Source organism: Longispora urticae (genome assembly GCF_053902585.1).
The window spans coordinates 122537-136540 of record NZ_JAQZSH010000025.1 but is presented as its reverse complement, the minus strand read 5'-3'; the positions used below and the strand labels follow the sequence as shown (position 1 = coordinate 136540).

General features: G+C 73.2%; 13 protein-coding genes. 4 read left to right on the top strand and 9 right to left on the bottom strand.

The features are described from left to right. Positions 1-206: 206 nt before the first annotated feature. From PT931_RS16065 to PT931_RS16040, 6 genes are read right to left on the bottom strand one after another with little or no spacing between them, the layout of a single operon-like run. Complete coding sequence (locus PT931_RS16065; protein ID WP_456246543.1) at positions 207-1373, bottom strand: glycoside hydrolase family 26 protein; 1167 nt, start codon at positions 1371-1373, stop codon at positions 207-209. A gap of 2 nt (positions 1374-1375) precedes the next feature. After that, the gene (locus PT931_RS16060; RefSeq protein ID WP_456246542.1) at positions 1376-2848 is read right to left on the bottom strand and encodes a lipopolysaccharide biosynthesis protein; all 1473 of its coding nucleotides are present in this window, start codon (positions 2846-2848) and stop codon (positions 1376-1378) included. Beyond that, positions 2845-3714: a sulfotransferase gene (locus PT931_RS16055; protein ID WP_363725646.1), complete on the bottom strand. Its 870-nt coding sequence runs from the start codon at positions 3712-3714 to the stop codon at positions 2845-2847. Before PT931_RS16055 ends, PT931_RS16060 begins: the two co-directional genes overlap by 4 nt. A 9-nt stretch (positions 3715-3723) precedes the next feature. After that, positions 3724-4923, bottom strand: a complete 1200-nt coding sequence (locus tag PT931_RS16050) for a hypothetical protein (RefSeq protein WP_456246541.1) — start codon at positions 4921-4923, stop codon at positions 3724-3726. After that, positions 4910-6391: an O-antigen ligase family protein gene (locus PT931_RS16045; RefSeq protein ID WP_456246540.1), complete on the bottom strand. Its 1482-nt coding sequence runs from the start codon at positions 6389-6391 to the stop codon at positions 4910-4912. Before PT931_RS16045 ends, PT931_RS16050 begins: the two co-directional genes overlap by 14 nt. Beyond that, positions 6388-7746 carry a Wzz/FepE/Etk N-terminal domain-containing protein gene (locus PT931_RS16040; protein WP_456246539.1) on the bottom strand — a complete coding sequence of 453 codons (1359 nt, stop codon included), beginning with the start codon at positions 7744-7746 and terminating at the stop codon, positions 6388-6390. The genes PT931_RS16045 and PT931_RS16040 overlap by 4 nt, the downstream gene beginning before the upstream one ends. 211 nt (positions 7747-7957) lie before the next feature. On the opposite strand from PT931_RS16040, the gene PT931_RS16035 reads away from it, so the two are divergent. The 4 genes from PT931_RS16035 to PT931_RS16020 all read left to right on the top strand — a co-directional run bounded on the left by PT931_RS16035 (position 7958) and on the right by PT931_RS16020 (position 12254). Continuing rightward, positions 7958-9838: a CBM96 family carbohydrate-binding protein gene (locus PT931_RS16035; protein ID WP_456246538.1), complete on the top strand. Its 1881-nt coding sequence runs from the start codon at positions 7958-7960 to the stop codon at positions 9836-9838. A 119-nt stretch (positions 9839-9957) separates the two neighbouring features. Continuing rightward, positions 9958-10473, top strand: coding sequence for a DM13 domain-containing protein (locus PT931_RS16030; RefSeq protein ID WP_456246537.1), 516 nt, complete (start codon positions 9958-9960; stop codon positions 10471-10473). A gap of 94 nt (positions 10474-10567) precedes the next feature. After that, positions 10568-12088, top strand: coding sequence for an adenylyl-sulfate kinase (gene cysC / locus PT931_RS16025; protein WP_456246536.1), 1521 nt, complete (start codon positions 10568-10570; stop codon positions 12086-12088). Between the two features lie 13 nt (positions 12089-12101). Continuing rightward, positions 12102-12254 (top strand): hypothetical protein, encoded by a 153-nt coding sequence (locus PT931_RS16020; RefSeq protein ID WP_456246535.1) that lies wholly within the window; start codon positions 12102-12104, stop codon positions 12252-12254. A gap of 58 nt (positions 12255-12312) precedes the next feature. Here the strand turns inward: PT931_RS16020 and PT931_RS16015 are convergent, their stop codons facing one another. From PT931_RS16015 to PT931_RS16005, 3 genes are read right to left on the bottom strand one after another with little or no spacing between them, the layout of a single operon-like run. Next, entirely contained in the window at positions 12313-12816 is a 504-nt protein-coding gene (locus PT931_RS16015) for a GNAT family N-acetyltransferase (RefSeq protein ID WP_456246534.1), read from the bottom strand. Then, a complete protein-coding gene (locus PT931_RS16010) occupies positions 12806-13417 on the bottom strand; it encodes a hypothetical protein (RefSeq protein WP_456246533.1) in 612 nt (203 codons plus the stop codon). The genes PT931_RS16015 and PT931_RS16010 overlap by 11 nt, the downstream gene beginning before the upstream one ends. Beyond that, on the bottom strand, positions 13410-13985 hold the full coding sequence (locus tag PT931_RS16005; RefSeq protein WP_456246532.1) for a TetR/AcrR family transcriptional regulator: 576 nt from the start codon (positions 13983-13985) through the stop codon (positions 13410-13412). The genes PT931_RS16010 and PT931_RS16005 overlap by 8 nt, the downstream gene beginning before the upstream one ends. Between the last annotated feature and the right edge of the window lie 19 nt (positions 13986-14004).

The window sequence follows — 14004 nt, the reverse complement described above, 5'->3', positions numbered from 1 at the left end:
GGCTGCGGGAGCAGGTTCGGGTTCACGAGCCCCAACTGCCACCTGGATTCCAGTTTCTTCACACATATGACGAGCAGGCGGCAGCTGCGTTGAGGACGCTGCGTGGTGGAGGCGATGTGTGCTGGTATGGCTGGCTTCGGGACAGGTCGACGCTCGTAGTGTTGGCTGTGGTCAAGGCGTAGAGCCTGCGTCAACGAACCACCGGACTAGCGCGACGGTGACGGCGACGGGGAGCGGCGGGCGCGGGCCGGCAGCCCACCCGGGGACGGCCGCCCGGTCGAGGACGGTCGGGCGCCGGAGTCGGACGGCTCATCAGAGGCCGAGGCGGAGGGCTCATCCGACGGGAACGGGTACGCCGAACCGCCCGGCGTGGGCGTGGGCCGGTGCCGGCGGTGGAAGTGGTCCTGGGTGGCCATCGCCCTGAAGGCCGCCAACGAGGCCGGATCGAAGGCGTACTGGTGCGCCGGGTCGTTGCCCTCCGGGTCCGAGTTGAAGTAGCTCACCGCCTTGATCCGGGGCGTGTCCTGGAACAGCCGCGTGGCGTCCCGCATCCACGACGCGCGCTCCTCGGGGGAGAACTTCCGGGAGACGCCGTACTCCCCGATGATCACGGGTTTGGGGCGGGCGGTCGCCCAGGTGAGGAAGGGGCGGGCCACCTCGGCGAGCGGCTTGAGGGTCGTGGAGGTGTAGGCGTCCACGCAGGTCCAGTCGACCGATTCGTCGCCGGGGTAGTAGGAGCCGGCGTCGCCGCGTTGGAAGCCCTCGGCGGTGGGGCACCACACCCAGGACACGTTCGTGGCTCCGGCGGCGGCGAACAGGGTGCGGACGTGTTTCCAGGCGGCGATGTAGTCCTCGGCGGACCAGATCTGGGCGGCCAGGTTGGGGCGGTCCATCTCCCAGCGGTACCGGAGGAGGATCGGTCGTTTGAGCTTTTTGACCCGCTCGGCCTGGGCCGTGATCTCGGTGTCGAGGCGGCCGGAGGTGACCATGCGGGTGTCGGCGCCCGCCCAGGAGATCATCAGGGTCGCGCCGGCCCGGACGAAGGCCTTGTCTGCCGGGTCGACCAGGTCGTCCGTCCACTTGTGGTAGACGTGCACGATGTCGAGGGGGCGGCCGAGGTCCTTCTCCAGGCCCGAGATGGCGTCGGTGCGGCCCTGGTCGGTGTAGTCGGCGGGGCGGACCCACGCGCCGACCAGCGCGCCGCGGTCGGGGAGTTTGACCGGGCCGGAGGGTTGGAGCGCGGCGGGCACCAGGTCCAACGGGCGTTCCTCGGGCGGCGACGAGGAGCAGGCCGTGAGCAGGGTGGCGATCACGCTTCCGAGGAGCAGTCGGGCCACGGCTCCCCGGCGGGGCCGGCTGGCGGGTCTGGGCATGTTCACACCTTCCGGCGCGGGAAGCGGAGCAACCCGCGGAGCCGCGCTAGGGAGCTGGTCGGGAGGGCCAGGGGACGGCGGAACCGCCAGCAGCCGAGGCCGTAGAGGGCACCACCCGTGCCGACGGCGACGGCGAGGCCCGCGACGCCCCGGCCGAGCAGGGCGACCGTGCCCAGCGGGACGGCGCCGAAGCAGGTCGCCGACAGGGTGGCCGCGATCAGGGTGCCGCGGCCGAACGGGTGCAGGCCGAGTCCCCAGCCGAGTTGGGCGAGGGGTACGAGGTTGTTGGTCAGGACCGCCCCGGCGAGCCCGCAGGCCGCGCCCACGGCTCCGAGGCGCGGGATGAGCAGCAGGTCCAGGCCGATGTTGACGCCGAGGGCGGCGAGGACGTTGAACAGGTTCCAGCTGGTCCGGCCGGCCATGGCGAGGACCGAGTCGACCATGCCGCAGCCGGAGCCGACCATCATGGCGCCGGCGAGGATGACGACGACGCTGCCGGCGGCGCGGTACTCGGGGCCGAACAGGTGCAGGTAGAGCGGGGCGAACACGGCCGCGAGCAGGTAGATCGGCCAGGACAGCAGGATGACCCAGCCGGTGGCGGACTGGTACAGGGCCCGGGTGGCGGGGCGGTCCCCGGCGGCGAGCAGCGCGGCGAGCTGCGGCTGGACGCTGTACGCGAGGGCCTGGTTGGCGAGCTGGCCGACGATGACGAACCGGCCGGCGACGGCGTAGAAGGCGGCCTGGGTGAAGCTGACCAGCGCGGCGAGCAGGATCACGTCGACGCGTTGCAGGGCCTGCTGGGCGACGCTGGCCAGGGCGCGCGGCGCGGTGAACCGCCAGAACGGGCCCGCGATCTCGCCCGGTCCCGACGGGGGGAGGGTCGGCAGCGCCCGCCAGGCGAGGAGGACCATCGGCAGGTACGCCCACGCCCACGCCACCGTGAACGCGCCCGGCGACCCGTCGGCGAGCCACAGGGCGGCCCCGAGCGCCCCGAGCTGCAGCGTGGGCCGCAGGAGTTTGTCGTAGAGCACGGTGGGGCGGGGTTTGCGGAAGCCCCGGGTCGCGGCCAGCAGGCTGTCGGTGAGCGCGGCCAGCGGGAGGAACAGGGCGAGCGCCCCGAGCTGGCCGGTGGCCCACAGGCCGACCGCCAGGGCCAGGGAGACGATCGCCACCGGACTCAGGGCGACGCGCAGCATCCGGCGGAGCAGGTGCGGGCTGTCCCGTAGGCGCGCCGGCCAGTACACCAGGCCGGTGGGGGTGCCGAGCTTGGCCACGGTGACGGCGACCGTGAAGGCGGCCGTGGACGCGAAGAACAGCCCGGCGTCGGCCGGGGCCAGGCCGCGTGCGACGAGCCAGGTGACGCCGAAGCCGGCGAGGCCCGCGTACGCCGCGCCGGCCAGGTTGAGGACGCCGCCCCGGGCCACGCGACCGAGGTCGGCGCGGTCCCGGGCGGTGGGTCGGGAGAGGACGGTCATCGGCGCCAGGACGGGACCCAGCCGAGCCACCGGGCGAGGCGCTCGTCGTGGGGCGCGAAGTACGCGTCGAGGGCGTCGCGCACCGACTGCGGCATCGAGGACCGGGGCCGCGCGTTGTGCTGCTCGAACGGCGGGTCGCCGAGCCAGGGCAGGCCGAGGTAGCCGAGCAGGTCGGCGAACACGGGCTGCGGGTCGGTGAAGAAGTCGTGGCTGTCGACGACGTGGATCCGGTCCCGGCCGAAGATCTCGGCGAGCCGCTCCAGGTACTCCACGTACCGGCCCCGGGCCAGGTAGCCGTGGTGCTGGTGCGAGAACGAGTAGTACGTCGGGTCGGTGCGCAGCCGCTCGGCCTCCCCGGACAGCCGCGACGGCTCCAGGTCCACGGCCTCGGTGAACTCCTCGATGTGCTCGAAGCCCCGGGCCAGTTCGTGCGCGTGCTGGGAGTAGGCGCGCTCGACCGGGTCGCGGACGAGGACGACGAGCTTCACGTCGGGCAGGTCGCGGGCGATCCGCTCGGCGGCGTGCGGGTGGTACATGTAGTACGGGCTGGACTCGAACGTCTGGACGGGTACCCGGACCCGGGTCTCGACGCGCTTGGCGCTGACCCGGAGCGGGAAGTGGCCCCGGTACCAGGAGAAGCCCTGGTGGTAGGACGTGTCGAAGTAGTGCACGCCCTTGTGCAGCACCGCCTTCAGGATGGCCGGGTGCCCGGCGAGCGCCCGGTACAGAGACGTGGTGCCGCACCGTTGTCCCCCGCAGAGCAGGAACGACGGCAACAGTCGGGCGTTCGCGGTCGCCCTGCCGAGCGACCGGGAACCGAAGTGCACCAACTGTTTGACTTTTTCTGGGACCTTGTGTGAATCCACGACCCTCTCCTATAGGTGAGAAACCCGGCGGACCAGCGCCGGCAGTAGCCAGGTGCCCAGTACCCCGAGTCGGGCACCGGCCTCCGCCTGGCGGTCGGTCAGGTACCGGGTGGCGAGGTCCACGAGGTAGAGCAGCACCGTGATCCGGGCGGCGGCCGCGCCCACCCCGAACGGGGCGAGCAGCGCGGGCGCGTTGTCGATGACCTGGTCGACGGCGGTGGCCGGTTCCCGGCCGGCGGTGACGATGGCGGCCTGCAACGCGTAGTGCGCGCCGTCGAAGCCGACGGGCACCCCGGTGCAGAACCGTTCCCAGTCCCAGACGAGCAGGGTGTCGGACAGGGCGGCCATGTTCCACGGGGTCCAGTCGCCGTGCCAGGCGCCGAAGGACAGTTGGGCGCTGCCGGCGCGTTTGAGGAGTTCGGCGGCGGCGCGTTCGAGTACCCGGCCGTCGTCGGAGGTCTTGACCGCGCCGAGGCGGGTGGTGAGCCGGCCCCGGTACTCGCTCTGCGACAGCCGGCACCGGGTCACCCCGAACGCCTCGGCGAGCTCCCGCATGGCCACGTTGAGCCGGTCGCGGATCGCCGCCCGGGGCCGCCAGATCGGCAGCGCGGACTGGACGAGCACCTCGTGTCCGCGCCAGACGCCGCTGTGCAGCACGGTGGGGGTGGAGATCCGTTGCAGTCCGGCGCAGGCCAGGGACTCCAGCGCGTTGGTCTCGGCGCGCACCAGGCGGCGGGTCAGCTCGTTGACGCCGAGCTTGACGAACCCGACGGTGGTGCCGCCGGGCGCGAGCAGCTGGAGCACCGGTTTGCGGTTGGCCCGCGCGGGTCCGATGTGCACGCTGACCCGGACCTGCTGGCCGAGCGCCTCGCACAGGTGGTCGTCGATCCCGCCGGTGCCGGACACGGTGACCCGGTCACGGAGCAGCAGCCCGGACGCCCCGGTGCGCAGCGCGGCGACGACGGCGTCCCGCTTGAACCGGGCGAGCCGGGAGGTGGGTTCGGCGTACCTGCGCACGGCGGCGGCGGCGAGCCGGCGGTCGTCGGCGGGTACCAGGAGCCGGGGCCGGCGGGCGTCGGGCACCACCAGGTACTCGATCCCCGCCCCCTCACTCGCCGGGTACAGCAGGCGGAGCACCTCGGCGAGGTACGTCGCGCGCAGCGAGGAGTCCGAGGCGGTCAGGGCCGCGGGCGCGTTATTCGTGGGCATCGCTATTCCTCCACAGCAGCGCGTAGGCCAGCAGCTGGAACGCCAGTGGGGTGACCAGCGCGTTGTACCAGAACATCGCCGAGAAGCCGACGACGAGACAGGCCGAGCAGACGAGCCCGATCGCGGTACGGTCCCGGCGGAAGCGCCAGATGCCGTAGCCGAAGAAGCCGAAGTAGGCGAGGGTGCCGATGATCCCGTGCGCGTACAGGGTCTGCCAGAGCTGACCGTTGCCGCCGAGGGTGAAGTTGCCGCACCGTTCGCAGTCCGAGGAGCTGCCGACCGCGATCGAGTTCCGCCCGCCCGAGGTGTTGCGGGTCGAGCCGAAGCCGATCAGGGGCGACTCGGGCAGGCCGCGGAGGGCCTCCATCGTCACGTACATCCGGACGTCGTTGGATTTGCCGTGCTCGACCCGCGCGTTGACCAGGTCGCCGAGGGGGCTGACGGCGAGCAGCACCCCGACGACGGCGGTGGTGGCCCCGAGCCCGAACAGCGGCCACAGCCGGCCCTGCACGGCCAGGCGGGTGGCCAGGTAGACGGCCATCACGGCGAGCCCGATCCACAGGCCCCGGTTCAGGGAGTAGACGACCGGCAGCACCGACACGACGAGGAGTACGGCGGCCAGCCAGCGGCGCTTCGTGGCGAACGCCCAGATCACGAAGAAGCCGACCAGCAGGCAGAAGTTGTTGCCCCACGTGTTGGTGTAGCCCCAGGGGGCGGCCGGGCGGGGGATGTCCATCCCGCCGAACACGTCCATCACCTGGGCGGCGGCCGGGTGCACCAGGGAGCGGATGAAGCCCATGCTGCGCAGCCGCTGGGGGAGCAGCATCTCCACCGGGGAGCTGAACTCCCAGTGTCCGGCGAACACCCCGAGCACCCCGCCGCCGACGGTGACGACGAACAGCCAGCCGAGCAGGGCGACGAGCTTCTTCTGCGGGAGTACCGGGCGGGGCAGGTTGCCCACGTACAGCAGCAGGACGGTGAGGGCGGCGTACTCGATCACCCGGAAGCCGACCCCGGGCAGCCGGCCGACGAAGGTGCCCGGCAGGGTGCCCTGCGGCTGGTAGCCGAGCGCGATCGTGCTGCCCAGGACCGCGAGCAGGAAGAGCAACCACAGACCGAAGCCGGGGGGTACCTGGATCGGCCGGTTCCGCAGCAGCCACCAGCCCATCGGCAGCGCCATCAGCGGGAAGATCAGGACGCCGAGGCCGAGCGCCCACCACAGCGGGTAGAGGGCGAGGATGCCGACGACCGGCCAGGCGGGGGGTAACGGCAGCCAGCGGGGGGAGCGGGGGCGGGACAGGAGCGGCCCGCCGCCCGGGGCCCACGCGCCGGTCGGAGTCGGCCCGCCGGTCGGAGTCGGCCCGTCGCTCGTGCCGGTCGTTGTCGCGCCGGTCGGGGCCGAGCCGGCGGGGTGGCCGGGGGCTGGTCGGGTTCCTGGGGGCGGGGCGCCCTCGCGGAGGTCGGTCACGTCAACTGCGGCTGCGGCTCGGCCTGTTCCGGCTGCGCGGGCCGGGCGGCCAGGGCCCGCAGTCGGGGGGTCACCACCCCGCCGAGCAGCACGGTGTCCACCCGGCGCAGCTGGACGGCCGCGTCGAGGACCTGGGCGTGCGTACATCGGCGCAGCTCGACGGCCATGATCGCGGCGTCGCACAGGCTGGCGAGGCTCTGGGCGTCGGCGCTGGCGGCCGTGGACGGGGCCTCGATGATCACGTACTCGGCGCGGGCCCGGAGCTTGTCCAGCGTCCGGCGCACCGACTCGGCCTGCAACTGCCCGGTGGCGTCCTGCGCGTGCTGGGTGAGCAGCGAGACGTTGTTGCCGGCGTGCGCGAACGCCCCGGCCAGGTTCGCCGCGACCAGGGTGGCCGCCGAGCCGGGGGCCGCGCCGGTCACCACGATCAGCCGGTGGTCCCCGCACGCGATCTCGTTGCGCAGCCGGGCGAAGGCGCGCCCGCAGTCGCTGCCCGGGTCGTACTTGTCGTCGATCGCGGTCAGCTCGGCGAGCAGCGGCACGTCGGCGCGCCGGGGCAGGTCGATCCCGCGCCGGACCCGGCGGTCGAAGCGCTCCCGGCCGAGGGCGATCCCGATCCCGGCGAAGAGGCCGGCGAGCGCCCCGCTGCCGAGGTTGAGCGGCACGCTGGGCTTCACGGCGTGCCGGGGCAGGTCCGCGTCGCTGATGATCTTGCCGCCGTTGACGGTGGTGGTGGCGAGCTGGTTCAGCCGGGAGGTGAGCGTGTTGAGCTGGTTGGACAGGTTGGACCGCCGGCTGTCCACCTCGGGCCGGTCGCCGCCCGACGGCAGGGCGCCCAGGTCCGCGTTCACCTGCTTGATCTTGCGGTCCAGGGTGCCGGTCTGCCCGGTCAGGTCGGCCTTGGCGCTCTCGTTCCGGTTCGCCAGGTACGCCTCCGCGAACGCGTGCGCCCCGGCCTGCGCGGCGCGCGGCGAGTGCTCCGAGTACGTGATGACCAGCACCGACGTGTTCGGCGGCACCTGGACCGACACCCGGTGGGCGAGCTGCGGCGCGGTCTTCGCGCTGCGCATCAGCTTCCCGGCGTCGGTGGCCACCGCCGTGGACTTGACCAGCTGGGCCTCGGTGTCCAGGTTGATGTCGCCCTTGGTCCGGCCGCCGGTCACGTTGGTGTCGGTGACGCCGGTGGGTTGGACGAGGACGGACGCCGAGGACTCGTACAGCTTGTGCTGGGTCAGGGTGTACGCCGTGGCCCCGGCGAAACCGAGGGCCGCGGCCAGCACGGCCACCCACCAGCTCCGGCGGAGCGCGCTGAGGTAGTCGGAGAGGTCGTACGTGGCCGGCCGAGACACGTCCATGGGGATGCGGGGACCTTTCGCATCGTTACAATCGAGGACAAATTAGGAAAAACGTACTATAGGACAAATCCGGCCTCCCTCCGATGTGCGGCAATGCGCACAGGCCGACTAAACGGCCAACGACCGGCGGGGGGTCGAGGGTGCGCGGCGAGTTGTGGAGTTTTAGCCCACCCGTGTCGTGAAACACTGTAAATATGCATATATGAGAAGCGTGGACCGTCGAGTCGCCCTCGTCACCACAGTGCTCTGCCTCGGGGGCGGTTTAGCGGCCTGCACCAGCTCGCCCCTCACCGCCGACGTCCTGGTCCGGGTGGCCGCCGACGCGTACCTGCGCAACGGCCGCACCCCCGCCGTCGCCCGCGACCCCGAACTGGCCACCGGCCGGGCCGGCTCCGAGGCGATGGTGTCCTACCTGCGGTTCGAGGTGACCGACCTGCCGCGCGGCAAGGGCAAGCTGCGCAGCACCCTCACCCTGACCCCGCTGCCCGGCGCGAAGCCCGGACTCGTCGAGCTCGTCTCCGTACCCGACACCGGCTGGAGCGAACGCACCCTCGCCACCCGCGCGCCCCAGGTCGGCCGGGTGCTCGGCACCAGCTCGGTCACCGCGTCCGCCTCCGAGCTGACCTTCGACGTGAGCCGGGTCGTCCAGTCGGCCGGCAAGTACGCCTTCGCGCTGACCAGCCCCGACAAGCTGCAGCGGTTCCGCAGCTCCGAGGCGCCGATCGGCGCGCCGACGCTGCGGCTGACCCGGGAGGAGCCGCGCGCGGGCCGGTGGCAGGATCCGGCGTCCCCGCCGCCCCCGGAGGATCCGGGGACGACCCCGCCGCCCCCGGGGGACCCGTCGGCCAGCCCCGACCCGACGCCGAGCCAGCCGACCGGGACGGCCGACCCCGTGCCGCCGCCTCCGGTACCGACCCCGCCGGTCCCCACGCCGCCGAGCGGCACGGCCGATCCGGTCCCGCCGCCCCCGAACCCGACTCCGCCGCTCCCGTCCCCGCCGCTGCCGACCCCGGGTGCCACGCCGTCGGACCCCGGGACGCCCAGCCCGAGCGCGGTCCCCACCCTGCCGACCCCGACGGTGCCCGTCCCGACCCCGCCGGTCCCGAGCGCGAGCCCGTCGGCGTCCCCGTCCCCGTCGGAGGAGCCCGAGGAGCCGCCGGCCCCCGAATGCGCGGTCGGCCCGAAGCTCGTCCCCACCTGCGGCATGCTCACCGGCGTGGCCCCGGCCGCGCACACGAACCAGCCCCGCGACGAGGCGATGCGCGAGTTCGAGGCGACGGCGGGCCGGAAGCAGCAGATCTTCCACCACTACCACCGGGGCGAGGAGCTGTTCCCGACCCCGTGGGAGGTGGCGCTGGCCCGCGAGCCCGGCAAGGAACGGCTGCTCTTCCTGAACTGGAAGCCGCTGATGAGCTGGGACCGGGTGGCCGCCGGGGACTACGACCGGGTGATCGACCGGCTCGCCGCGCACATCACCTCGGTCTACAAGGACCCGTTCTACCTGACGGTGCACCACGAGCCGGAGAACGACGTCGACGCGCGGCAGGGCTCGGGCATGACCGCCCGGGACTACGCGGCGATGTTCAAGCACGTCGTGGAGCGGCTGCGCGCCAAGGGCGTCACGAACGCGGTGACCGTCATGTGTTACATGTCCTATGTGCCGTGGAACATCCAGCCGTGGTTCACGGAGCTGTACCCGGGCGACGACGTGATCGACTGGGTGAGCTGGGACGTCTACGCGTACAGCGAGGGCGGCTTCGGCTACGGCGACTTCGTGGAGATGGTCAACCGGACCGCCACCGGCAAGGCGTGGCCGGGCATCTACTCCTGGGCGGCGCGCACGTTCCCGGACAAGCCGCTGATGGTGGCCGAGTGGGGCGTGTGGCAGTCGGGCGGGAACCCGGGGCACAAGCCGTGGTTCTTCCAGACGACCTCCGACCAGATGGCGCTGTTCCCCCGGGTGAAGGCCCTGGTGTACTTCGACTCGCCGAACGCCGAGGGCCGGGACTCCCGGATCGACGCGACCCCGCAGGCGGCGGCGGCGTTCCGGGACCTGATGAGCAACCGGGTGTTCGACGTCCGGCTCAGGTGAGGCGTCCGCCCGGGCGCCGCGGCTCGGGAGGTGCGTTCCCGAAAGTGCGCCGGGCGGCCCGGCGCACCGGTAACCGCTCCGTAAGGTGCGGACCGGTCCGGAAGGGGCAGGCTGGGGGCATGCGTAGGAAACTTGTCCTCGGAGGTCTGGTGCTCGCGGTCGCGGTCGCCTTCGGACTGTTCTGGTTCCAGCCGTGGAAGCTCGTGGTCGACCGGACGGTTCAGGAGGCGCTGCCCGCCGCGGTGGTTCCGTCGACCGCCCCGACAACCGCTCCGTCGACCGCCCCGGCAGCCGCCCCGGTCGACACCGTGCTCCGCCGGGGCGCGTTCGTCAGCCACGAGCACGCGACGTCCGGTGCTGCCGAACTGGTCCGGCTCGCCGATGGCCGGCACGTGCTCACGCTGCGCGACCTGGACACGAGCAACGGCCCTGACCTGCGGGTCTGGATCACCGACCGCCCCGCGACGGTGACGGAGCTCAATGACTCGCGCTATGTCGAGCTGGGCCGCCTCAAGGGCAACAAGGGCAGTCAGGTGTACGACATCCCGGCCGGCACCGACCTGGATCTCTACAAGAGCGTGACGATCTGGTGTAAAAGGTTCAGTGCCTCGTTCGGGGCGGCCGATCTGACGTAACAGTGACAGCCCTGGGTGGCGACTCGACCTCTTCTTGACAGGCTGGGAGACTGTCAGGGCCGCAGGCCCCAGGGGCCGAGGGAGGGGGCTGTCAATGAACGGCTGGGTTCTGCCAGACGAGGTACTACGGGGCGCACCGACGTATACGCCCCGACCACGGGAGCTCGCCGATCTGGAACTACTGCTCAGCGGGGCGTACGCCCCGCTGACGGGTTTTCTGAGCCGTGCCGACCTGGTGGGGGTGACCCGGCGTGGCCGCCTCGCCGACGGCACCCCGTGGTCGGCGCCGGTCACGCTGGAGGTGCCGGTCGAGCTCACGGGGAAGCTGGACCTGACCAACCCGATGCGCCGGGTCCTGGTGCTCACCGACACCGAGGCCGCCCCCGCGGCGGCCCTGGACGTCACCGAGTCCTGGGAGGCCCGCGCCGGTTCGGTGTTCATCTCGGGTCAGCTGCGCCGGCTCGGGGAGGGGCCGCGCGGCGCGTTCAAGAAGCTCCGGCTCGGCCCGTCCGAGGTCCGCGAGCTGTTGCCGGCCGGGCGGGTGCTCGGCGTGATCGCCGACCGGCCGCTGCACCGCCCGCAGCTCGCCCAGCTCGCGCACGCCGCCCGTACCATCGCGGGCCACGTCCTGATCATCGTGCCGGTCGGCGGCCCCGGCCCGGACGGCCTGCCGCCCGAGGCGCTGGTCCGCTCCGTGCTCGCGGCCCGCGACCGGCTGCCGGCGGCCACCATCGTCGCCGTGCCGCTCAGCCGGACCGGGGACGACGTCCGCGACGCGCTGCTGCACAGCCGGGTCGCCGCGGCCTACGGGGTGACGCACCTGCTGTCGGGTGCGGCCACCATCACGGCCGGCGGCCTCCGGGTGGTCCTGCCCCGCGAGCTCGCCTACGACGCCCGGGACGGCCAGTGGCGCTCCCGGGACGACGTGCCCCCGCACACCCGCCGCCTCGCGCTCACCAACCGCGAGATCGCCGACCTCCAGGACCGGGGCGTGACCCTGCCCGAGTGGCACACGCCGCCGGCGGTGGCCCGCGAGCTGCGCCGGTCCCGGCCGCCCCGCAAGGAACGCGGCCTGGTCGTGCTGTTCACCGGCCTGTCCGGCGCGGGCAAGTCCACGATCGCCCGGGGCGTGCACGAGGCCCTGCTGGAGGGCGGTGACCGCAACGCGAGCCTGCTCGACGGGGACGTGGTGCGCCGGCTGCTGTCGTCCGGGCTGGGCTTCTCGCGGGCCGACCGGGACCTGAACATCTCCCGGATCGGGTTCGTGGCGTCCGAGATCGCCAAGCACGGCGGGCTGGCCCTGTGCTGCCCGATCGCGCCGTACGCGCACGGGCGGTCGGAGGCGCGCCGGCTCGCGCACGAGGCCGGGGCCGGGTTCATCCTGGTGCACATCGCCACCCCGCTGGAGGTGTGCGAGCACCGCGACCGCAAGGGGCTGTACGCGAAGGCCCGCGCCGGCGAGATCACCAACCTGACGGGCGTGCACGACCCGTACGAGGTGCCCACGGACGCGGAGCTGACCCTGGACACGGCCGGCACGGTGGACGAGGCGGTGGCGACGGTCCTGGAGTACCTGACGGCGGAGGGCTGGCTGGAGCCGACCTCGCACCGCTGATCGGGGCGGCGACGTGTGGGACCCCTCCACCGAGGACGACGAGCCACCCCGGAGCCCGAAGTGGCTCGCGCTGGTGTGGCTCGTCGTCGCGATCGGCCTCGCGGGCGCGTGCTGCTACGGCGTGCGGGTGCTCGCCGAGCTGTTCACCCTGCCCACCCCGAAGTAGCCGCCCCGCTCCGCGCTGTCGCGCCAGCCCCGGCGGCCCCAAGGCGGCCCCGGCGCGGTCACCCTCCCGGGTGCCGCATCCCCGTCACGCCCAGCGGGCCGACCCGCCACTCGCCCGTCACCGCGAACCCGAAGTGCCGGTACAGGGGCACGTTCGCGGGGTCGGCGGTCGTCAGCCACACGTCCCCGAACTCGGCGAGGATCCGGTCGAGCAGGAGCCGGCCGGCCCCGGTGCCGCGCGCCCCCGGCAGTACCCCGATGAATTCCAGGGTCCACGCGCCCGCCGGCTTGTGCCGCTCGGCGGCGCGCAGGTAGGTCAGGGTCCGCCGGACGGCGCCGGGCCCGCACCGGGTGGCGACCCGGGCGGTCCACGCGAGCTGGGCGGCCTGCCCGGGCCGGTGCCCGGGCGGGGTGAGCAGCGCGGCGGCCGAGGGCGCGGAACGGCCGACGGTCCCGGGTAGCCGCGCGGTGGCGGCGAACCACGGCAGTTGGCGGTCCCCGCAGAGCCAGACCATGCCCGGCTCCCGGACGAACGCGCCGGCCAGCACGGTCTCAGGCGACAAGGGGTGCCTCCGGGACCAGGTGGCAGACCAGGAGCTTGAGGAAGAAGAACGCGGCGAACCAGGCGAGTACCGCGGGCACGGGGAACGCGAGCAGGTTGACCAGCACCGCGACCATGTACGCGGACATCGCCACCGGGCGCCGGAGGTGCGGGGCGGCCCGTTCGATGAGGACGGCCCCGGTGAGCAGCAGGGCCGCGTTGGCCAGGAACCAGCCGGTGCCGGTGGGCAGCCCGGGGAGCGTGCCCGTGCCGTCCGGCAGCACGACGAAGGCCACGGCCGCCAGGTGCAGGACGTGCGCGGCCACGAAGGTCAGCCGGCCGCGCGGGGAGGGCGTCCGGTGGTACCAGCGCTTGGCCGCGTTCGTCGCGTTGGTGAGCACGCCGCCGACCAGGTCGAGGGCGAGCACCCCGATGACGGTGAGCTGGAGCCAGGACAGCCCGTCGGCGTTCCGCCAGCAGTAGGCGGCGAGGAGGGCCACGCAGCACGCGCCGCCGACGTACTCCACGAGGGATTCCGCCCTTGATTTTCCGGGTCCCATGAACCGGTCGAGCCAGCCGGTGTCCGGGGGGATGTGCCAGTCCACCCTGAGGTCGTCACGCACGACGGCCGCCCGGTGCGGTCCACAGCCCCGCGAGCAGGCTCCAGCCCTGGTCGAGGTCCGTCCCGCCGGCCAGCGCCCACCCGTCCACGGCGCCCAGCGCCCCGGCGGTGACCCCGAGCAGCAGCTCCCGGTCGACATCGCCCCGGATCACCCCGAGCGCGATCCCGTTGTCGAGCACGGCGGCCAGCCAGGCGGCCGACTCCTCGCGCGGCGCCCGGGCGAGCGCGTGATCGGCGAGCGCCCGGTCGTCGGGATGCGCCCCGAGATGCTCGACGAGTCGCGCGGAGCCGGCCTTGAGCGCGGCCCAGAATTCACGATCCGTCTCGACGGGTACCCACGGCCCGAGCGCGCCGAGCAGCCGCGCGCGCACCTCGGTGAGCACCTCGTTGAGCAGGTCTTCCTTGCCGTCGAAGTAGTGGTAGGCGGACGCCTTGGAGATCTCCGCGAGCGCGATGATCTGGTTGTAGGACGCCGCCTCTGGCCCGTGCTGGGCGAATTCGGCACGGGCCACCCGGAGGATGTCGGCACGCCGCTCGGCGGTGAGCCGGTGGAACCTGGGAAGAGGCATGTACCGATGGTACACACCA